The 19,762-nt window shown below is 71.3% G+C and carries 18 protein-coding genes and 2 tRNA genes; 8 read left to right on the forward strand and 12 right to left on the reverse strand.

Annotated elements, in window-relative coordinates:
• Positions 1–32 precede the first annotated feature (32 nt).
• Positions 33–224, forward strand: a complete 192-nt coding sequence (locus FHS07_RS14460) for a TFIIB-type zinc ribbon-containing protein (RefSeq protein WP_183420591.1) — start codon at positions 33–35, stop codon at positions 222–224.
• Between the two features lie 105 nt (positions 225–329).
• Here FHS07_RS14460 and FHS07_RS14465 read toward each other — a convergent pair whose 3' ends face one another.
• Complete coding sequence (locus tag FHS07_RS14465; RefSeq protein ID WP_183420592.1) at positions 330–638, reverse strand: hypothetical protein; 309 nt, start codon at positions 636–638, stop codon at positions 330–332.
• 135 nt (positions 639–773) lie between these two features.
• Between FHS07_RS14465 and FHS07_RS14470 the strand changes: the two genes are divergently transcribed.
• Complete coding sequence (locus FHS07_RS14470; protein ID WP_183420593.1) at positions 774–1,148, forward strand: hypothetical protein; 375 nt, start codon at positions 774–776, stop codon at positions 1,146–1,148.
• Between the two features lie 51 nt (positions 1,149–1,199).
• Here the strand turns inward: FHS07_RS14470 and FHS07_RS14475 are convergent.
• The 4 genes from FHS07_RS14475 to FHS07_RS14490 form a co-directional block, all read right to left on the reverse strand.
• Positions 1,200–1,273: transfer RNA gene (locus tag FHS07_RS14475), tRNA-Met, on the reverse strand.
• A gap of 30 nt (positions 1,274–1,303) precedes the next feature.
• Positions 1,304–1,378, reverse strand: a tRNA-Thr gene (locus tag FHS07_RS14480).
• Between the two features lie 65 nt (positions 1,379–1,443).
• Positions 1,444–2,760 (reverse strand): M23 family metallopeptidase, encoded by a 1,317-nt coding sequence (locus FHS07_RS14485; RefSeq protein WP_183420594.1) that lies wholly within the window; start codon positions 2,758–2,760, stop codon positions 1,444–1,446.
• Positions 2,761–3,008: 248 nt separating this feature from the next.
• A complete protein-coding gene (locus FHS07_RS14490) occupies positions 3,009–3,806 on the reverse strand; it encodes an inositol monophosphatase family protein (protein WP_183420595.1) in 798 nt (265 codons plus the stop codon).
• Positions 3,807–3,868: 62 nt separating this feature from the next.
• Here FHS07_RS14490 and FHS07_RS14495 point away from each other — a divergent pair, with 62 nt between their 5' ends.
• From FHS07_RS14495 to FHS07_RS14505, 3 genes are all read left to right on the forward strand, one after another.
• Positions 3,869–5,452 carry a phytoene desaturase family protein gene (locus FHS07_RS14495; RefSeq protein WP_183420596.1) on the forward strand — a complete coding sequence of 528 codons (1,584 nt, stop codon included), beginning with the start codon at positions 3,869–3,871 and terminating at the stop codon, positions 5,450–5,452.
• Positions 5,453–5,592: 140 nt separating this feature from the next.
• A complete protein-coding gene (locus FHS07_RS14500; protein ID WP_183420597.1) occupies positions 5,593–6,180 on the forward strand; it encodes a DUF222 domain-containing protein in 588 nt (195 codons plus the stop codon).
• 179 nt (positions 6,181–6,359) lie between these two features.
• Complete coding sequence (locus FHS07_RS14505) at positions 6,360–7,097, forward strand: HNH endonuclease (RefSeq protein WP_183420598.1); 738 nt, start codon at positions 6,360–6,362, stop codon at positions 7,095–7,097.
• A 163-nt stretch (positions 7,098–7,260) separates the two neighbouring features.
• Here FHS07_RS14505 and pdxR read toward each other — a convergent pair whose 3' ends face one another.
• Positions 7,261–8,712, reverse strand: a complete 1,452-nt coding sequence (pdxR, locus tag FHS07_RS14510; protein ID WP_183420599.1) for a MocR-like pyridoxine biosynthesis transcription factor PdxR — start codon at positions 8,710–8,712, stop codon at positions 7,261–7,263.
• Between the two features lie 81 nt (positions 8,713–8,793).
• Between pdxR and FHS07_RS14515 the strand changes: the two genes are divergently transcribed.
• Positions 8,794–9,603 carry a pyridoxamine 5'-phosphate oxidase family protein gene (locus FHS07_RS14515; RefSeq protein ID WP_183420600.1) on the forward strand — a complete coding sequence of 270 codons (810 nt, stop codon included), beginning with the start codon at positions 8,794–8,796 and terminating at the stop codon, positions 9,601–9,603.
• Positions 9,604–9,670: 67 nt separating this feature from the next.
• Here FHS07_RS14515 and FHS07_RS14520 read toward each other — a convergent pair whose 3' ends face one another.
• A complete protein-coding gene (locus tag FHS07_RS14520) occupies positions 9,671–13,204 on the reverse strand; it encodes a bifunctional proline dehydrogenase/L-glutamate gamma-semialdehyde dehydrogenase (RefSeq protein ID WP_246383603.1) in 3,534 nt (1,177 codons plus the stop codon).
• 99 nt (positions 13,205–13,303) lie between these two features.
• On the opposite strand from FHS07_RS14520, the gene FHS07_RS14525 reads away from it, so the two are divergent.
• Positions 13,304–14,191 (forward strand): LysR family transcriptional regulator, encoded by an 888-nt coding sequence (locus FHS07_RS14525; RefSeq protein ID WP_183420601.1) that lies wholly within the window; start codon positions 13,304–13,306, stop codon positions 14,189–14,191.
• A 49-nt stretch (positions 14,192–14,240) separates the two neighbouring features.
• Here the strand turns inward: FHS07_RS14525 and aztD are convergent, their stop codons facing one another.
• From aztD to aztB, 4 genes are all read right to left on the reverse strand, one after another.
• Positions 14,241–15,470, reverse strand: a complete 1,230-nt coding sequence (gene aztD / locus FHS07_RS14530) for a zinc metallochaperone AztD (RefSeq protein WP_183420602.1) — start codon at positions 15,468–15,470, stop codon at positions 14,241–14,243.
• Positions 15,471–15,564: 94 nt separating this feature from the next.
• On the reverse strand, positions 15,565–16,476 hold the full coding sequence (gene aztC, locus FHS07_RS14535; protein WP_183420603.1) for a zinc ABC transporter substrate-binding protein AztC: 912 nt from the start codon (positions 16,474–16,476) through the stop codon (positions 15,565–15,567).
• A 3-nt stretch (positions 16,477–16,479) separates the two neighbouring features.
• A complete protein-coding gene (locus tag FHS07_RS14540; protein ID WP_183420604.1) occupies positions 16,480–17,700 on the reverse strand; it encodes an ABC transporter in 1,221 nt (406 codons plus the stop codon).
• A gap of 14 nt (positions 17,701–17,714) precedes the next feature.
• Positions 17,715–18,569, reverse strand: coding sequence for a zinc ABC transporter permease AztB (gene aztB, locus FHS07_RS14545; protein WP_183420605.1), 855 nt, complete (start codon positions 18,567–18,569; stop codon positions 17,715–17,717).
• A 55-nt stretch (positions 18,570–18,624) separates the two neighbouring features.
• On the opposite strand from aztB, the gene aztA reads away from it, so the two are divergent.
• On the forward strand, positions 18,625–19,305 hold the full coding sequence (gene aztA / locus FHS07_RS14550; protein WP_183420606.1) for a zinc ABC transporter ATP-binding protein AztA: 681 nt from the start codon (positions 18,625–18,627) through the stop codon (positions 19,303–19,305).
• Here aztA and FHS07_RS14555 read toward each other — a convergent pair.
• Positions 19,277–19,705: a MarR family transcriptional regulator gene (locus FHS07_RS14555; protein WP_183420607.1), complete on the reverse strand. Its 429-nt coding sequence runs from the start codon at positions 19,703–19,705 to the stop codon at positions 19,277–19,279. The two genes, aztA and FHS07_RS14555, sit on opposite strands and share 29 nt — an antisense overlap.
• Positions 19,706–19,762 lie beyond the last annotated feature (57 nt).

Genomic DNA, 19,762 nt, shown 5'->3' on the forward strand with positions numbered 1-19,762 from the left:
CGATCGAAACGTGCCGCGGGAACGGAGGGACCATGAGTCATCCGAACGCCTTCGCTGACGAGGCACAGCCCATCTGCCCCGCCTGCGGCGTGACGATGCACCCGCTCCTCGACGAGGGCATCCGCGCCGACGAATGCCGTGAGTGCGGCTTCCAGGTGGAGTGGCCGGCAGCGGAAGCCGCCCGAGAGGGCGACGACGAGGAGCGGGACACCCGATGGGATTGAGCACCCAGTGCCCTGAGCCCCGTTCCGCACACGGGTCACGTCAGCGCGCGCCGCTGGATCACGCCGAGTCGCCCCCGCACCCCGGTCACGTCGGCTCGCGACCCGCTAGATGACGTCGAAGGGAATGTCTCCGTCGCTGTAGTCCCGGTGGATACCCGGGGCCTGCTGCAGATCTCGTCCGTCGGCCGTGTCGGCACTGAGGGGCACCGTCGCGACCGCGATGACGATCGACGTCGTCGTCGTCACGAAGAAGCTGAGGCGTTGACCGCCGTCGACGGTGACGTTCAGGAAGCCGCCGCCGGCTCGCGCCGCCCGCAGCACCTGGGCTCGTAGATCGTCGAGGCCCTCGAGCGGACCGAGCGCGAACGTCGAGCCATCCACGGTGAGGTGGATCCGCTCGATACTGTTCGACATGCGCGCACGCTAGCCGCCGCCCATGTGACACCCAAAGGGGTTGCCACGACGCAGTGCTTGTCGCACACTGCGCCTCCGCCGGTCAAGGCGAGCGCATCCGCGTGGATCGAGACGGCCGGGTGGCATACTCCCCCTATGCGACCGCTCGAAGACTCGCCACCCCGCCGCTCCCACGCACAGCTCGAAAGCTGGGTGAAGGAGTTCGAGCAGGAAGAGCACTGCATCGCCGGCTCCATCACCGTCGCCCCTCAAGAGGATGGCGACATCGACGACACCGGACTCGTCATTCTGCGCCTGCGGAACACCTCGACGTCCATCTTCATGAAGCCGCGCAGCTACGACGACCCGGTATGGGAGCTGACCCTCACCGAGCGGCCGGACGACCTGGTGATGTCGGTGCACGACATCGCCAGCCTCGCCGCCGAGTACGTCATCGCCAGCAACCTGTGCACCTTCCTGCAGTGGAAGTCGCTGGAATGGGACCGACAGAGCGGCCGACGCGCCGCCTGAGCAGGAACGACAGAAGCCCCGGCGCGAGCCGGGGCTTCTCTGTGTCTTCGGTAGCGGGAGCGGGGCTTGAACCCGCGACCTCACGATTATGAGTCGTGCGCTCTCACCAACTGAGCTACCCCGCCGCACGGCATCCACGATTCAGAAGTGGACGCTGGAGCCCCGAGTCAGGATTGAACTGACGACCCCTTCCTTACCATGGAAGTGCTCTACCACTGAGCTATCGGGGCGTACCCGGATCGCTCCGGGCAACTTGAAGAGGATATCAGACCGCGACACCCTCCCACCAATCGGGTCAGCCGCCGGTGTGCTGACGCAGCCACACGATCGGGTCGATCGGGGTGGTGCCGTTCTGCAGGATCTCGACGTGCGTGTGGGCGCCGAACGAACGGCCCGTGTTGCCGGTGCGGCCGAGGAACTGACCGACCTTCACGTGCTGGCCCTGGGTGACCTGGAGCGAGCCGTACTGCATGTGTCCGTAGCGGCTCGAGATGAGCTGACCGTCGATCTCGTGATCGATCAGGACCGTGACGCCGAAGGCGCCACCCTGCTCGGTCGCGATGCGGACCGTCCCGTCGGCGATCGACTGCACGGGTGAGCCCTCGCCGGGCACGAAGTCGGCACCCTCGTGCATGGTGCCGTCACGCATGCCGAAGCCGTACGTGATGGGCACACCGACCGCGAAGGGCCACTGGATGGGCGCTGTGGGGTCGTTGACGTAGAAGTTGGACGGGTTGGTGATGCCCGAGTCGGCGGCCATCTGCGCGTAGGTGGTCGCGCTGTAGCCGTCGGAGCGGTCGACGACGGCCGACTGCGCCGCGGCGGGAGCGACGTAGGCCTGGATGGCACCCTCGGATGCCGCGACGTCGCCGCCGACGGCGAGACGGGTGGTGACGGTCTCGCTCGCGGTGACGCTGTCGGTGCCGCTCGCCGAAGCGAGGGCGCTGACCGGCATGGTCATGCCCACCGTGAGCAGACCCACGACGCCCATGACGCCGACGGTGAACGACGTGGCCGCGATGCGGCGCACGTTGCGGCGCGAACCGCTCGTCGCCGCAGCCGGAAGAGCCTCGGCGACGGGCTGTGCGGGCGCGACGATGCGGTTCTGCTGAACGGCCGTCTCGCCGGTGAACGCGAAGAGGCGCGCAGCCGACGTGAACTCGTCGTCGACCGTGGCGCCGGCAGCATCCGGAGTCTCCTCGGGGCGCGGCGCGCCGGTTGCGGGTGCATCGGCGACATGAGCATCGGCGACGGACATCTGTGCACCGTCGAGGATGACCGCCTCCTGCGGGCGACGGCGCGAACGACGCGACGAGACCGGGAGGGTGATCGGGGAGGTCGGAAGCGTGACGGGCGTCGTCGCGCTGTCGCGCTCGGCGCTCTGGAGGATGACGGCGACCTCGTCGGAGGAGCTCTCGTCGACCACGGTGACCTCGAGGGCGTCGGATTCCGTGGCGACGGAGGACGCGGCATCCACCTCGGGAAGGGTGGCGTCGATCGTCGCGGCGATGACCGTCTCGAGGACGGCGGCGGTCACGTTCTCGATCAGCTCGGGCTGCGCGACGTTCTCGGCGTCGACCGGGGCGGGGTCGTTCGCACCGTGGCGACGCATCTCGGCTCGGGTCGGCCGGGCGGCGTCTTCGGGGGCAGGGTCGAGGGGGCGACGGGACCGCCGGGTGGGGGCGGGCTCAGTCGGGAAGGCTTCTGACGGCAACGCGCGAGGGCTCTCGTGTCGTGTCGCGCACGGCGACGGCTTCGGGCTGTGGGGCTTGGCCATATCCGCAGGTTCGGGTTGCGGAAGATAACGAACTGGTAAACACCATACCCCGGTCATCTGAGAATGCGATGAGCGGGAGGGGGTCACCTCTCGAAGTCGAGCAGCGGCTCGAGCCGCGAGAAGAAGTCGGGGCCCGACGCGATGACCATGCCGTTGCCCGGGCGGCCACCGGGCGCGCCGCCGACCCGCCCCCCGGCTTCTTCGACCAGCAACGCCCCGGCCGCGTGATCCCAGGGGTGCGTTCCGCGCTCGTAGTACGCGTCTACCCGCCCCGCCGCGACGGATGCCAGGTCGAGCGACGCCGCACCGATACGGCGTACGTCGCGGGCGATCGGCATGACGCGCGACAGTTGCGCGAGTGCCGGGCCGTGCGTCTCGGGGTTGTAGCCGAAGCCCGTCGCGACGAGTCCGCCGGCCTCGCCCACGTCGCTGACCGAGAGTCGCTGATCGCCGAGCCAGGCTCCGCCGCCACGCGCGGCACAGAAGAGCTCGCCCGTGACGGGGTTGAAGACGACACCGGCGAGCGCGGTCCACGACGCGGTCTCGGCCGTACCCTCGACGGCGGCGATGCTCACCGCCCAGGCCGGGATGCCGTAGGCGTAGTTGACGGTGCCGTCGATCGGATCGACCACCCAGGTGATGCCGCTCGTGCCGGCCTCGGCGCCCGACTCTTCGCCGAAGAACCCGTCGCCCGGGCGCTCTCGGGCCAGTTCCGCGCGGATGAACGCCTCGACCTCGCGGTCGGCGGCGGTGACGATGTCGGCCGCGGCCGACTTCGTGGCCGCGACCGTGACGCCCTCGCGGCGGCGCTGGAGCGCCAACTCGCCGGACTCTCGTGCGATGCGGGTGGCGATGTCGAGCAGATCCGCGGCGGAAGTCATGGCATCCACGCTACTGCGCCACCCCCTCCGCCGAATTCGCGTCGGTGGATACCGTGGATGACATGACCGCCTCGGATACTCGCCGGTACGACGTCGTCATCGTGGGAGGAGGGCACAACGCCCTCGTCGCCGCGGCCTACCTCGCCCGAGCCGGGCGCCGTGTGGTGGTGATCGAGCGAACGGATGCCGTGGGCGGCGCCGCCGTGTCGGAGCGCCCGTGGCGCGGGGTCGACGCGCGGCTGTCGCGATACTCCTACCTCGTCAGCCTGCTGCCGCAGAAGATCATCGACGACCTGGGCCTGCGCATCGAGCTGCGGCGACGCCGGTACTCCTCCTACACACCCGATCCGGTCGATCCGTCGCGCGGCATCCTCATCGACACCGAGGATGCCGAGGCCACGGCCGCGTCGTTCGCCCGCACCCTGGGAGACACCGGCGAGGCCGATCGGTACGCCGCGTTCGGGGAGCGCCTGGCACCCCTCGGCCGCGCGGTGTTCCCGACGATGACCGAGCCGCTGCCGACCGCCGACGAGGTGCGCGAGAAGATCGGCGACGACGCACTGTTCTCGTCGCTGACCGAGCGTCCACTCGGCGACCTGCTGCGCGCGTCGCTCGACAGCGACCTCGTGCGCGGCATCGCACTGACCGACGGCCTGATCGGCACGTTCGCGTCATCGGACGACCCCTCGCTCGCACAGAACCGATGCTTCCTGTACCACGTCATCGGCGGCGAGACGGGGCATTGGGACGTCCCCGTCGGCGGCATGGGCGCCGTCACGGCCGAACTCGAACGCGCCGCGCGCGAAGCCGGCGCGCAGATCGTGACGGGCGTCGAGGTCATCTCGATCTCGCCCGACGGCGACGTGCACACCATGACCGATCGATCGGAGGTGTTCCACGGCGCACTCGTGCTCAGCGGCGTCGGGCGCTCGGTGCTCGACCGGTTGCTCGCTGCCGGCGGTTCCGCGACCACGGGCGCCCCGGAGCCCGAGGGCGCGCAGGTCAAGGTCAACATGCTGCTGTCGCGGCTGCCCAGGCTGCGCGACACCTCCGTCACCCCCGAGGCCGCCTTCTCGGGCACCTTCCACGTCAACGAGACGATGACCCAGTTGGATGCCGCGCACGTTGCGGCATCCGCGGGAGTCCTCCCCGAGCCGCTCCCCGTGGAGATCTACTGCCACTCACTGACCGACCCGTCGATCCTCGGCGAGGATCTGCGGGCATCGGGTGCGCAGACGCTGACGATGTTCGGGCTGCAGGTGCCGCATCGCCTCATCGACGACACCGACCCCGTCGCCGCCGGGGCACGACTGCTGGCTGCGGCGCAGGCGTCGCTGGACACGGTGCTCGCCGAGCCGCTGCGCGACTGCATCCTGCGTGCGCCCGACGGGCGGCTGTGCATCGAGGCCCGCACGACGACCGACCTGGAGAAGTCCCTGAACATGGTCGGCGGCGACATCTTCCACGGGGCACTGTCGTGGCCGTGGCTGTCTTCGCCGGCGCACTCCCCTGCGGAGCGGTGGGGCGTGGCGACACCGCACTCGCGCGTGCTGCTGTGCGGGTCGAGCGCGCAGCGGGGCGGGGCGGTCAGCGGTATCGGGGGGCAGAACGCGGCGATGGCGGCGCTGGAGATGCTGGAGCGGTAGGGCGGGCTCGCGGGCGGCGTGAGCACGCGGGTGACGATGGGCGCGGCGGAGATGCCACCGTGTAACCGGGGGCGGGTGAAATCCTCGGGCCAGGGGTGAAGTTCGACCAGTTAATCGAACATAGTTTCTAAACTGGGGTCATGTCTGATTCCCGCCCACCCCTCGCCGAAGACCGTCGCGGCGACGAGGCCGAACGCCTGCGCGATCTCGTCGGGCTCATTCGTACGGGCACGCTCGAGCTGGCCCGCGTACAGTCCGACCTGGTCCGAAGGCGCGCCGCCGTGATGGAGATCGCACTCGAGCAGGTCGCGCGCTCCCCCTCGCGCGCTTCCCGCGAGCGGGAGCTTCCCGTGCGATCCGTCGCCCTCGAGATCGGTGCGGCGACGCGGACGCACGACCTCACTGTGCAGAAAGAACTCGGTGACGCCCACACACTCGCCGAGAAGTTCACCGCGACGGTCGACGCCCTCGAGTCCGGGCGCATCGGCATGCGCCACGTCCAAGCCATCCTCGACACGGGCATCGTCATCGACGACGACGACACACGACGCGGATGGGAGCAGGTCGTTCTCACGCGCGCCGAGAGAGATTCGCCGGGCAGGGTGCGAGCGTTCGCCCGAGAGCTGGCCGAGAGCGTGCAACCGGTGGGCATGACCGCGCGGCACGCCCGCGCCGCCGAAACGCGGGGGTCAGCGTTCGCGACCTGGCCGACGGGATGGCGGAACTGAGCCTGATCCTGCCCGCCACGGTCGCCTACGGCATCCGCGACCGACTGAGGCGGCAGGCGGCGGCGATTCGATCCGCGGCTGGCGACCCGGCGTCAGCATCGACATCGACACCGGCACCCGCACCCGCACCCGCACCCGCGTCGCCGCACGGTGCAGGATCACGCGCTGGAGAGGGCGAGGTGGCAGCGGATACGGCGACGGCCGCCTTGTCGGGCGCGGGTGTCGCCGACTCAGCGCGCACGCCGGGCCCCGCCGAGTCGGTCCCGTTCCACGACGAGCGCACTCTTGGCCAAATCGGCGCCGACATCTGCGCTGATCTCCTGCTCACCGCCGCGCCCACCATCGATCCGACGACCGACGCCACGTGCCCCGGAGGCCTGGGCGCGATCCGCGCGCAGGTGCAGATCACTGTTCCGGTCCTCACCCTGCTCGGTCAGACCGACGTCGGCGCGGCCGTTGCGGGGCGCAGCCCCATCGACCCGCAGTGGGCGCGACTGCTGGCCGCGAGTGCACCCGGATGGGACCGCGTGATGTGCGACCCCATCATCGGCACTGTGCTCGAGGTCGACCGCTACAGCCCGACCGCCGCTCAGCGACGGCATCTCGCCGCGCGCGACCAGCACTGCCGTGCGCCCGGATGCCGTGCACCCCTGACGCGATGCCAGATCGACCACAACCACGAGGCGCAGCACGGAGGGGCGACCACCCTGCGCAACCTCGCTCATCTGTGCACGCGACATCACACGCTGAAGACCGAAACGGCGTGGACGGTCTCACAGGACTCCGATGGCACTCTCCGCTTCGAGAGTCCGCTTGGGCAGCGCGTGGTTGAGACTCCCCCACCGCGCGTGTTGTTCCTGCCGGATGACGACGACGCGACGCGAAGAGCGAATCCACCGGCGGCTCCACCCTTCTGATCGGGTCTGCCTGGCGACGACACCCGTCTGATCGGGTCTCCTTGACGACGCCACCGTCCGATCGGGTCCCCTCAGCGACGCCACCGTCCGATCGGGTCCCCTCAGCGACGCCTCCCTCCGAAGGCGACTCTCGCCGCCTCGGCATCCGTGGGCGCCGTGCGCGCTACGCCCGATTCCCATCCGATGTCAGCCCCGCAGGACCACCCGCAACGGCGTGCGCTCGGAGAACAGCGAGCATCGCATCGATCGCCTCCACGAGCACGACGGTCGCTGGCTCGGCGTATCCGAAAACGATGCCCGCCGGCAGCGACGTCGCCCCGCCCTCGACGACGTAAGAGGCCAGCGGCGCCACACGGATGCCGCGCTCAGCGAGGTCCGCGACGACGGCGCGCTCGGCATCCTCGCCCCTCCCGGGGAGCAAGGCCACCGCGTGCAGGCCGCGGTCCGTGGCCGCCAGTTCGATGCCGGATGCACCCGAGAAGGCCTCGAGCAGAAGCCGGCGACGGTGGCGATACTCGCGCCGCCGCCGCGCCGTGTGCCGTGCGAGCGAACCCTCGGCGAGATACATCGCGAGCGCATGCTGCTGCACGAGCGAGACCGGCAGATCGAGGTCGCCGCGCGCCGCGCGCATCCGCTCACCCACCTCGCCGGTCGCGACGACCCACCCGAGACGCAGTGCCGGCGTGAGGGTCTTCGACAGACTGCCGATCAAGACGACCCGCGCGGGATCGATCATGTGCAGCGGGGGAAGGGGCGCCCGGCCGTGGGGGAACTCGCTGTCGTAGTCGTCCTCGATGACGACGACATCCTCGCGGTCGGCCCAGGCGAGCAGACGCGCACGCGCCTCGGCATCCAATCGACTTCCGAGAGGGTAGTGATGGTGGGGAGTGACGATGAACGCATCGAGATCGCGCTGACGCTCGACCGCATCGAGGTCGAGGCCCGCGCCGAGACGCACGGGAACAGGGACGGCCTCGACCCCGAGCCGACGGAGGATCCGACGGACCCGTGGATACCCCGGATTCTCGATGCCGACCCGCAACCTCGTCCGATCGCCGCGCGGCGAGAGGGAGAGCAGCGCCAGGAGCATGGCGTCGCTGGTCCCGGCGGTGACGATGACCTCGGATGCCGACACATCGAGCCCCCGCGCTCGACCAAGGTACCGGGCGATCTCCGTCCGCAAACCCTGCGCACCCGCAGTGTCGGAGACGTCGGCATCCGGATCGGCCGCCGCCGCGCGACGCCACGCCGAGCGCCACGCCGCATCGGCGAGGCCCGTCGTGCCGGGCCTCCCCGGACGCAGGTCCACCAGCGGCGGCTCCTCCGCAGCGCCGGTGTCGACCGGCACCCGCGGTGACGGTGAACGAGCCACGACCTCGGCGACGACGGTCGCACCTCCCGGTCGGGACAGCAGATAACCCTCGCCCGCGAGGATCTCGTACGCGGCGACGACGGTGCCGCGTGCGACTCCGAGGTCGGCGGCGAGCGCGCGGGTCGACGGCACCGCTTCTCCCCCGCCCACTCGTCCCGCGAGTATCGCCGCACGCAGTCCGTGTGCGAGTTGCTCGTGCAGCGGCACGGTCGAACTTCGGTCCAGGATGCCGAGGGAGATCACGCACGAAGTCTGCCACTGGTCCACAGCAGTGCGCGAGAAGTGGACTACGCGATGGTCCAGCGCAACGGGTGCAATCGGATCATGACCGATCAGCCCCGCGCAGAACCCACTCCCGCCCGCCCGTCGCACACCGAGCGCCCCCGCACTGACCCGCCTGTCACCGACTCGTCGTACACCGAACTGCCGCCCACCGGCCCGTCGCACAGCGACCTCCCTCCGAAGGACCTGCCGCTCACCGCTCTCACCCGCGTCCGCCGCGGCGCACACCACCAGGTCACGGATCGTGCCGCGCTGTACGACGTGATCGACGGCGCGCTCTCGGGAACGCTCGCCATCATCCGCGACGACCGTCCCGTGGCCCTGCCGGTCGGCATCGGGCGCGACGGCGACGACGTTCTCCTCCACGGATCGACCGGCAGCGACTTCTTCCGCCGCATCGCCGCGGGCGCCCCGGTCTGCCTGACGGTGACGCACCTCCTGGGCCTGAAGTACGCCCGGTCGCTCTTCGACAGCTCGATGCGGTACCGGTGCGCCGTCGTCCACGGGGTCGCCTCCGTCGTGCCTCCGGAGCAGAAGGAGGCTGCGCTGCTCGCACTGTCGGAGCACCTCATGCCCGGACGGAGCCGAGATGTGCGCCCGATGACCGCCCGCGAGATCGCGGCGACCATGGTCCTGCGCCTGTCGCTGGCCGAAGCGAGCGTCAAGGACAACGCGGGGTCCCTCGTCGAGGTCGACGACGACGGCGAAGACCGCGCCGTGTGGGCGGGCATGCTGCCGCTGCGCGTCGTGGCGGACGCTCCGGTGACCTCACCGCAGACCGACCCGAGTACTCACGTGCCGGATTCGGTGCGGCGAGCTGCACAGCGTGTCGCCGCGTCGGGAACGGCCTGACCACCGCGGCCCGGCAACGAGATCGGGCGGGGCCGCCCCGAAGGAACGGCCCCGCCCGCCATGGAGGTCACCGCGCGACGAGCGGGGGAACCTCGTAGCGACGCGGGGTGCCGAAGCGGTGCGCCGTGATCGACACGGCCTGCTCCCGCACGAACGGCAGTACCTCGACGCGACCGGCACGCGTGACCCCGCCGGCGTAGACGGCGAGCGAGGGCGAGCCTCCGGTGGCCTCGGCCACCGCGGCCGGGGAGCCACCGAGCAACCGGACGCGTCCGCCCGTGCGGGCGAGGCGTACTGCGCGGCGACCCCACTCGGCACCGTCCTCGACGGCGGCACGCACGCCGACGCCCTCGAGCCACGCGCGCACAGCGGGCGTCAGTTCGCGAGCGACGCTGACCGTCACCGACGACCCCGCCCTCACACCCGCCGCGACCACCCGCACCAGCGCCGCCTCCGACGCGTCCTCGAGGCGCACGGTCACGGGCACGGCGGCGTAGCGCAGCACGTTCTGCTCCGGCTCCAGCCCGGTCACGTCACGGGCGAGCGAGAACTCCGAGGCCCACGCGAGGGCATCGCTGGAGAGGGCGGATGCCACCCACTCGCGATCCTTCGCGGGCACGGCCGCCAGCGCCGGTGCGGTGAGCGCGTCCGTGGTCCGCGGTGCCGAGGTCTTGGCATCCGTCCACGTCCCGAACCCGAAGAGGTAGTGCGGGCCGCCGGCCTTGGTCCCCGCACCCACCGCGGACTTCTTCCACCCGCCGAACGGCTGACGCTGCACGATGGCACCCGTCGTGCCGCGGTTGACATAGACGTTGCCCGCCTCGATGCGCGCGAGCCACGTGTCGATCTCCGCCGCGTCGAGCGCGTGCAGGCCCGAGGTGAGACCGTATTCGATGGCGTTGACGACGTCGATCGCCTCTTCGAGCGTCTCGGCGGTCATGATGCCGAGCACCGGACCGAAGTACTCGGTGCGATGGAATTCGCTGCCCGGCTGCACGCCCTCGCGGATGCCGGGGCGCCAGAGCATCCCGTCGTCATCGAGGCGCCGAGGCTCGACGACCCAGCGCTGGCCGGGCTCGAGAGACGTGAGGGCCTTCAGGAGCTTGCCCCGGGCCGGCTCGATGAGCGGACCCACACGGGAGGCCTCATCCCACGGCATCCCGACCTCGAGCGAGGTGACCGCATCGACGAGCTGGTCGCGGAAGCGGCGCGAGCGCGCGACCGAGCCGACGAGCACGACGAGGGATGCCGCCGAGCACTTCTGACCCGCGTGGCCGAAGGCCGACATCGCGACGTCCTTCGCGGCGAGGTCGAGGTCGGCGCTGGGGGTGACGATCACGGCGTTCTTGCCGCTCGTCTCGGCCAGCAGCGGCAGATCGGGGCGGAAGGAGCGGAACAGCTCGGCCGTCTCGTACGCGCCGGTCAGCACGACCCGTTCGACGGCGGGGTGCGTGAGCAGCTGACGGCCGAGGTCGTCCTCGGACACCTGCACGAGCGTGAGCACCTCGCGGGGGACGCCCGCCTCCCACAGCGCCTCGACCATCACGGCGCCGGAGCGTTCGGCGAGGGCCGCGGGCTTGATGACCACGGCGGAACCGGCGGCGAGCGCGGCGAGAGTGGAGCCCGCGGGGATCGCCACGGGGAAGTTCCAGGGGGGCGTGACCACCGTCACCCCGACGGGCGTGAACGTCGCGCCGTCGACGTTCTCGAGCGCGCGGGCCTGCTCGGCGTAGTAGTGGGCGAAGTCGATCGCCTCCGACACCTCGGGGTCGCTCTGCTCGATGACCTTGCCGCACTCGGCACCCATGACCTCGAGCAGGTCGGCTCGCCGGGCCTCGAGCGCGTCGCCCGCGCGGTGCAGGATCTCGGCACGCTTCGCCGCGCCCAGCTCGCGCCAGCCTGCGGCCGCCGTTGCGGCATCCTGAATCAGCGCGTTCAGGGCGCCTTCGTCGGTCACGGTGTGCGCGGCGATGCTCGCCCGACCGAGTTCCGAGCGCTCCATCCGCGCCACGATCGCGCGCGCCCAGTCGCGGTTGGCCGCGATCGCCGGGTCGGAGTCGGGGGTGTTGCGGAAGCCGTGCGTCGGAGCGGGCTGCGCTGCGGCCGTGCGATCCTGCACGCGGTGTGATGCGGGAACACCTTCGGGCATGTCGGCGAGGGATGCCAGGAACCGGTCGCGCTCGCGGGCGAACAGCGCCGCGTGGGTATCGAGGTCGAACACCGCGGACATGAAGTTCTCGCTCGACGCGCCCTCTTCGAGGCGGCGGATGAGGTACGCGATCGCGACGTCGAACTCCTGCGGGTGCACGACCGGGGTGTACAGCAGGATCGCGCCGACGGTCCGGCGCACGACGGCCTGCTGCGCGGTCGCCATGCCGAGCAGCATCTCGACCTCGATGCCCGGCTGACCCGACGGACCGGAGGCCGTCACCCCGCGCCGCTCCGCGAGCAACCACGCGAGGGCGATGTCGAAGAGATTGTGGCCGGCCACGCCGATCCGCACGTGCGCGGTGTGCTCGGGCCGCAGCGCGTAGTCGAGCACCGCCTTGTACGACGCGTCGGTCGCCTGCTTCGACGGCCAGGTCGCGAGCGGCCAGTCGTGCACGTCGGCATCCACCCGTTCCATGGGCAGGTTCGCGCCCTTGACGACACGCACCTTGATGGGCGCACCCCCGGACGCCATGCGCCGGGCGGTCCACTCCTGCAGGCGGACCATCGCGGCGAGGGCGTCGGGAAGGTAGGCCTGCAGCACGATGCCGGCCTCGACGCCGTGGAACTCGGGCTCGCCGAGCAGCGTCTCGAAGACCGCGAGGGTGAGGTCGAGGTCCTTGAATTCCTCCATGTCGAGGTTGAGGAAGGTGCCGGTCTCCTTGGCCACGCGGTAGAGCGGGCGCAGGGCCGCGACAGCGTCGGCGACGGCGGCGTCGAACGCCCACGGGGTGTGCGGCGCGACGGTGGACGACACTTTGATCGAGACGTAGTCCACGTCATCGCGTGCGAGCAGCTTGCGCGTTCCGGCGAGCCTGCGCGCGGCCTCCTTCTTGCCGAGGATCGCCTCACCGAGAAGATTCACGTTGAGACGGATGCCGTCGCCCCGGCCGCGGATCGAGGTGATGGCGTCTCCGAGCTTGCGGTCGCTGGCGTCGACGATGAGGTGGCGCACCATCGAGCGCAGCGCGGCGCGGGCCGCGGGTACGACGACCTGCGGGAGGATCGGCGCGGCGAAGGCGCCGAGGCGGATCGCGGTCTTCAGGTGCAGCGGCAGGAAGCCGGGGATGAGAGGCGTCAGGGCGGCCAGGTTCCGCGCGGCGACACGCACGTCGTCGGGGCGCACGACGCCGTCGACGAAGCCCACCGTGAAGTCGAGGCCGTGCGGGTCGCGCAGAACCCCGGCGAGGCGCTGGGCGGAGACGTCGACCGGCTCCTCGCGGCTCTCGGCGAGCCAGCGGCGCACGAGGGCGATCGCTTCGTCGGCCAGCTCGGCGGGCGAGACCAGGTCAGCGGGCGAGACCAGGTCAGCGGGCGAGACCGCATCCGCGGGCGAGACCGACTCGGCGGGGGTGGTCCCGGATGAAGCGGGAGATGCGTCGGTGAGCGACATGGCGATCCTTCCTCGGATGCCCTCAGCATGCGGCCCGCATCCCGTCAGGAAAAGCGATGATTGGTAACGGGTTATGTTCGACAGGATCGAAGGGACGCCATGTTCGACCTCCGCCGCCTCCGCCTGCTGCACGAACTGTCGATGCGCGGCACCCTGGCTGCCGTCGCCGACGCTCTCTCGTACAGTCCGTCGACCATCTCGCAGCAGCTCTCGCTACTCGAACGCGAAGCCGGCGTGCCTCTTCTCGAGCCCGACGGCAGGCGCCTCCGGCTGACCGCTCAGGGCGCCGCTCTCGCTGCGCACGCCGCGCGCATGCTCGCCGCCGACGAGGCGGCGCGCGCCGAGCTCGAACGCCTCCGCCCCTCGCTCGCGCCGGTGCGCGTGGCGGTGATGCAGTCCGCCGCACACGGCCTCCTCCCCCGCGCCCTCGACGCGCTCGCCGAGAGCGAGCCGCAGCTGCGCATCGAGGTGGCCGAACTCGCCCCGGAGGAGGGGCTGTTCGAGGTCGCTGCGCGCGGCTTCGACCTCGCCGTCGCCGAGCAGTACCCCGGTCACACGCGCGAGCACCGCGATGGCATCGAGCGGAGCCTGCTGGGACGCGATGCCATCCGCCTCGCCGTCGCGCACGGCGATCCCGCCGAGGCCCTCGCCGACCTCCGCGGGCGCGCGTGGGTGATGGAGCCCGTGGGCACCGCCGCCCGGCAGTGGGCGACCCAGCAATGCCGGGCCGCGGGCTTCGAACCCGATGTGCGTTTCGAGATGGCCGACCTCACCGCGCACGTGCGGCTCGTGGCATCCGGTCACGCGGTCGGGATGATCCCCGACCTCGTCTTCGCCGGCGGTACCCCGCCGGTGCGACTGGTCGACCTGCCGGGCGAACCGCGCCGTGAGGTGTTCACGGCGGTGCGCCGCGGAACGGCCGACCGCCCCGGTGTACGCGCGGTGCGAAGAGCACTGCAGGTGGCGTACGACCGGGGTGGTCGGTGAGGTCCGTCGGCGCAGACCGTCGGTGAGCGGCGGCCGGTGAGGGACCGTCCTACTTCGTGAGGGCGATCTCGTTCGGCGTCTTCTCCAGCGTCGCGCTCCTCACGACCTCCCCGGTGGTGAGATCGACCGCGTGGACGGCGTTCTCCGCCGGCGCGGTGACGTAGGCGATGTCACCCGACACCGTGATCGCGGGGTGGGCGTCCTGCCACTCGGTCGGGCCCTCCCAGGCGTCGATCACGGGGTACGACGCGGTGAGCCCGCCGGTGGCCGGGTCGAGCACGTGGATCGAGCCGTCGGTGGCGAGGATGTAACCGAGGTCGCCGGGGCCGCGGGCGATGTCGCGGAAGGTGTACTCCACGCCCTCGGGCAGGTCGATCACGCGCTGGGTCTTCGCGGCGGTGTCGATGAGGGCGACACGCTGCAGCAGGTAGCCCTCGGCATCCCGGTCGTCCTTGTAGTCGCCGACCACGAGGGCACTGTCGTCGCTGACGTAGGCATTGCCCATGCGGCCGTAGGGCTGGTCGGGCGCGGTGAGCTTGGTGAACGCACCCGAGTCGTAGACGAGCGCGCCGTCCTCGCAGCCGAACACCACGACCTCGTCCTTCGCGGTGCCCTCGCCGTGGACGCCGGGGCAGTCGCTGCTCTCGGCGATGGTCGCACCCGAGGCGTCCTTCGCGACGACGCCGCTGCGGCCGTCCGCGTTGCCCACGGTGGTGAGGAAGGTGCCGTCCTCGAGCACGATCGACACTCCGTGGTGCGCCTCGACGCCGGGGATGGTCTCGACCGCGGGGAGTTCGTCGGTGGATGCCAGCAGGGCATCGGTGTCGAAGATCGTCGAGTCGCTCGTGCCGTCGGCGTACAGCACGGTCGTGCCGCCGTGCGTGACGACGTGGCCGGGCTTGGCGGCCGCGAACACGAGGTCGGTGAGCTCAGGCTCGGCGGTGGGGGTTCCGGCATCCAGGACCTGGAAGCCCGCGCTCGTGGTGACCATGATGTGGCGGCCGTCGCCGGCGGAGTTCAGGCGGGTGAACTCCTCCGACGAGAAGTCTCCGAGGGTCTCGAGGCTCTCACCGTCGAGCACGACGATCCCGCCGGGGTACGACAGGGCGACGCGGGTGGCGGCGTCGGCCGCCGAGGAGGCAGGAGCGCTCGAGGCGGGCGCGGCCGAGCCGGTTCCGGCGCCCCCGGCGCAGGCCGAGAGGCCGACGGTCGCACCGACCGCGATGGCGAGGAAGCCGGCGCGGCGGACGGGATCCGCGCGGAAGAAGGAACTGCGCATGTGTTTCTCTTTCTGGGTGAGGACCCGCGGCGGTGCGAGGGTCCGGGGCTGATGCGACGACGGAACGCACCGCATCGGGGTTCGGGGGTCTCGATCAGGGCGCGAGACCGGAACGGATGCGCTCGGTGTTGACGCGCATCATGGTGAGGTAATCGGGCGCTCCGCCGTCGGCGTCGGTCAGCGACTCGGTGAACAGTTCGGTCACCGCGACCTGGCGGTCGGCCTCCTCCGCGAGTGCTCGCACGAGGCGGTCGGGCGACGACGACTCCGCGAAGATGGTCGGCACACCGGCCTCGTCGATCGCCGACACGAGGTCGGCGAGGTCGCTCGTGCTGGGCGCGGCGAGCGTCGTGCCGCCGGGGACGACGGCCCCCACCAGGCGGAAGTCGAAGCGGGCGGCGAGGTAGCCGAAGACGTGGTGGTTGGTCACGAGCGCTCGGCTCTCGGCCGGGATCGTGGCGAAGGCGGCGGTCATCCCGGCATCCAGATCGGCGAGTCTCGCGCGGTACGCGGCGGCGTTGTCGGCGATGGCGTCGTCGACGCCGGCACCGCCCACGCTCTCGAGGACCGGCGTGAGGGCGTCGACGACGGCGATCATCTGCGCGGGATCCGTCCAGAAGTGCGGATCGGCGGCGCCTCCGGCGTCGGTCGACGTATAGGGCAGCACGGTGACGGCCTCCCCCGCGACGAAGGTGCGGACCCCCTCGGATGCCGCGGCGTCGAGGTGCTGCTGGAGTCCCTCTTCGAGGCCGATCCCATTGGCCACCAGCAGATCGGCGGAGCGCATGCGAGCGGCCTCGGCGGCGGAGATCTCGAAAGAGTGGGGGTCGGCACCGGGGCGCATGAGCGTCATCACCTCGACGTCGTCGCCGACGAGGTTCGACACGACATCGCCCAGGATGTTCGTCGTCACCACGACGAGCGGGCGATCGGATGCCGCGCCGCCCGCGCAACCGGTGAGGGCGAGCACGACGGCGGTGAGAGCGACGGTGAGGAGCTTCTTCATGCGTCAGCGTCCCGTCTCGGCGACGAAGAGCGGCGTGCGCTCCGGCGTGAACTCGCGGGCGATGCGCGCGCCGTCGGCGAAGTCGAGCTCCCACAGGCGGCCCTCGACGGGTCCGCTCAGGTAGGCGCGCTGCGGGTCGGCCATGAGACTGACCGGCTGGCCGTCGGCCAGGCTCGCGCCCACGAGCGGAGCGGATGCCACGCGCAGCGCACCGGTCTCGCCGTCGAGCACCAGCACCCGACCGTCCGCGGTGAGGGCGAGCAGGTTCGCGTCCTTGTCGTCGACCGCCGTGACCTGCACGACCGGCTCGGACGTCGGCAGAAGCGTCCACGACCGCTCTCGCGTGTCGAGCATCCACACTCCGACGCCCTCGGCGACCGCTGCGACCGTCGGTCGCCCCTCGCGGTTCGCGAAGGCGGTGGCGCGCGGCGCGGTCGTGCCCGCGGGATAGGGAATGCGCTCGACGGCGGGGCGCTCATCGGCGACGGTGATGAGGAGGGCGGCGTCCTGGCATCCGATCACCGCGCCGACGCGGGTGGTGATGGTGCCGGCGGGGTCCGCGCAGGCGGTCGCCTCGCCGACCGGGGAGCCGTCGGCCGCGTGCAGCGTCACCTCGCCGCCCGCGGCCACCGCCGCGAACGAGCCTGCGGGCACGACCAGCCCCGCGCCGGGGACGGTCTGCAGCCGGAACGTCTCGACGACCTCCCCCGCCGACAGCGCCTCGGTGTCCAGGAGCACAGCCTCCCCCGACCCCGGGAAGAAGAGCCCCGTTCCTCCGGTGGTCGACGAGTTCGACGTCGCCACGGCGGCGACCCCGTCTCCCCCGACGTCGCCGAGGATGCGGGAATCGGCGCGGTAGTAGTGGAAATGGTCGACGTGATCCCAGGTCCACACGCCGCTGTCGACGATCGAGACACCCGCCTCGTCGGCCGCGAACAGGTACCGCCCGTCCGAATGCACCGACAGCGGAACGCGCACCGTGCCGACATCGGCCGTGGTCTCCTCGAGCAGATCGAGGTGCGACACCCGCCCCTCACCGTCGATCGAGGTGAGGCCGACGGCGGGTTCGGCGAGTTCCGCGGCGCCGGCGATCTCTCCGTGGGTGTCGGCTGCGGGATCGGTGGCTCTGTCGTCGACGGGAGACGCGGGAGCAGCGCAACCGGCGAGAGCGACGAGCAGCAGCGCCCCCAGAGGGGCGAGCCGAAGGGCGGCGGGATGGGGCATGAGGACTTTCCTGGTCAGGCGGGGAGAAGGGCAGGGGATGCCACGCGGCGACGCACGGCGTCACGACCGGCGCGGAGGGCCCACGAGAGGCCCACTGCGCCGATGGCGCTGGCCGCGATCGTGGCGCCGGCAGCGGTCGCGGCGTGCCACGAGATGAGGAGTCCCGCCGCGACCGCGGACGCGCCGATGGCGGCGGCGAGCACCATGGTCGTCGGGATGCGGTGCGCCCACTGGCGCGCGGCGACCGCGGGGGCGACCAACAGCCCGACCACCAGCAGGGATCCGACGGCCTGATACGAGGCGACGACGGCGAGGGTGACGAGACCGACGAGCACCGTCTGCGCGACGCGCGGACGGAGACCCAGCACGCGCGCGACACGCTCATCGATCGCGAGGGCCACGAGCGACCGGTGCGCCACCACCGCCGCGGTGAGGCCGACGACCACGGCGACAGCGAGGACGATCAGGTCCCCCACCCCGATGGCGAGGATGTCGCCGAACAGGATGGCCGTGGCATCCGTCGCGAAGCTCCCAGCGTGCGAGATGACGATGACGCCGAGCGCGAGCATGCCGACGAACAGCAGGCCGATGCTCGTGTCGTACGACAGCTTCGCGCGCCGTTGGAGCGCCCCGATGCCGAGACTCATGACCACGGCGCTCGCCGCGGCTCCGAGCAGCACAGGCAGTCCCAGCACGGTCGCGAGGGCGACGCCGGGGAGCATGCCGTGCGCGAGCGCCTCGCCGAGGAACGCCATCCCCCGCACGATCACCCAGGTGCCGGCGATCGCGCACAGGATCGCGACGAGAACACCGCCGAGCAGCGCACGCTGCACGAACTCGAAGGAGAAGGGATCGGAGAGCCAGGACACGATGCCCGACCGTAGCGAGAATGAGAATGATTCTCAAACTCGTATAGTGGACGCCATGCCTCCCCTCGCCATCGTCGCGCGCGCCCTGACAGTCGACTTCGGCGGCACCGTCGCCCTCGACGGCGTCGACGTCGACATCCCAGCGGGATCACTGACGGTCATCGTCGGCCCCAACGGGGCGGGTAAGTCCACACTGCTCGAGGTGCTCGCCGGTGCGCGCGAGCCGTCGGCCGGCTCCGTCGACGTCGGTGCGCACTCGCGTGCCTTCGTCCCTCAGCGCGCCGACGTGTCAGAACATCTGCCGCTGACCGTGCGCGATGTCGTATCGGTGGGCGCGTGGGGACGCACCGGAGCCCTGCGTCGCATCGCCGCATCCGACCGCGCCGCGATCGACACGGCGATGCAGCGACTCGACATCGCCCCCCTGGCGCGGCACCCCTTCGCCTCGCTGTCGGGCGGCCAGCGTCAACGAGCGCTGCTCGCGCAGGGACTCGCCCGAAGGGCCGGCATCCTGCTGCTCGACGAACCCACGACGGGCCTCGACGCGGCGAGCGCGGAACGCAACCGCGCCGCAGCCGCCCACGAGCGCGCCCGCGGCGCCACCGTCGTATGCGTCAGCCACGACGACCGACTGGTCTCCGACGCCGATCACGTGGTGGAGCTCGATGCGGGACGCGTGCAGACCACGCACGCCTCGCTCGACGACATCAGAGCCGCGAACGCACCCGTTCGGTGACGCGCACCAGGATCTCGGCGGCCGCGCGGGCGACCTCGGCGGGTTCGGCGCGAACGGCCGAGTCCACCTCGCGCGGGAAGCGGCGAAGCGCGGCCCACGGCTCCGTGTCGAGATCGATCTCGAGGTGGATGTGATTCACGCGACGATCGTCGGCGTCGAGTTCGCGGCGCAGGAGCCCGCGACCGATGAGGCGGTCGACGAGGGTCGTGACGCCGGCGGCGGTGACCCCGAGGCGTCCCCGCAGATCGGAGGGACGGATGCCGGGCTCATCGGCGATGTGCGACATCGCCGCCGCCTCGAGTTCACTGACGGACAGGTCTCGGCGGGCCTTGGCGACAGCTTCGTCGCGGGCGGTCACGTAATCGTCGAGGGCAGTCATCAACGATGAAGAGTTCGACACGTCATCCACCTCCTCGACGTGGTCCGGCCGACCACTACCCCCACCATAGTGAAGAAA

The organism is Microbacterium proteolyticum, assembly GCF_014192415.1.
GTDB classification, from domain to species: domain Bacteria; phylum Actinomycetota; class Actinomycetes; order Actinomycetales; family Microbacteriaceae; genus Microbacterium; species Microbacterium proteolyticum.

Coding starts and splice junctions, on each gene's coding strand:
- FHS07_RS14460 (WP_183420591.1), top strand. CDS start 33: ATGAGTCATCCGAACGCCTTCGCTGACGAGGCACAGCCCATCTGCCCC.
- FHS07_RS14465 (WP_183420592.1), bottom strand. CDS start 638: ATGTCGAACAGTATCGAGCGGATCCACCTCACCGTGGATGGCTCGACG.
- FHS07_RS14470 (WP_183420593.1), top strand. CDS start 774: ATGCGACCGCTCGAAGACTCGCCACCCCGCCGCTCCCACGCACAGCTC.
- FHS07_RS14485 (WP_183420594.1), bottom strand. CDS start 2,760: ATGCGTCGCCACGGTGCGAACGACCCCGCCCCGGTCGACGCCGAGAAC.
- FHS07_RS14490 (WP_183420595.1), bottom strand. CDS start 3,806: ATGACTTCCGCCGCGGATCTGCTCGACATCGCCACCCGCATCGCACGA.
- FHS07_RS14495 (WP_183420596.1), top strand. CDS start 3,869: ATGACCGCCTCGGATACTCGCCGGTACGACGTCGTCATCGTGGGAGGA.
- FHS07_RS14500 (WP_183420597.1), top strand. CDS start 5,593: ATGTCTGATTCCCGCCCACCCCTCGCCGAAGACCGTCGCGGCGACGAG.
- FHS07_RS14515 (WP_183420600.1), top strand. CDS start 8,794: ATGACCGATCAGCCCCGCGCAGAACCCACTCCCGCCCGCCCGTCGCAC.
- FHS07_RS14520 (WP_246383603.1), bottom strand. CDS start 13,204: ATGTCGCTCACCGACGCATCTCCCGCTTCATCCGGGACCACCCCCGCC.
- FHS07_RS14525 (WP_183420601.1), top strand. CDS start 13,304: ATGTTCGACCTCCGCCGCCTCCGCCTGCTGCACGAACTGTCGATGCGC.
- aztD (WP_183420602.1), bottom strand. CDS start 15,470: ATGCGCAGTTCCTTCTTCCGCGCGGATCCCGTCCGCCGCGCCGGCTTC.
- aztC (WP_183420603.1), bottom strand. CDS start 16,476: ATGAAGAAGCTCCTCACCGTCGCTCTCACCGCCGTCGTGCTCGCCCTC.
- FHS07_RS14540 (WP_183420604.1), bottom strand. CDS start 17,700: ATGCCCCATCCCGCCGCCCTTCGGCTCGCCCCTCTGGGGGCGCTGCTG.
- aztA (WP_183420606.1), top strand. CDS start 18,625: ATGCCTCCCCTCGCCATCGTCGCGCGCGCCCTGACAGTCGACTTCGGC.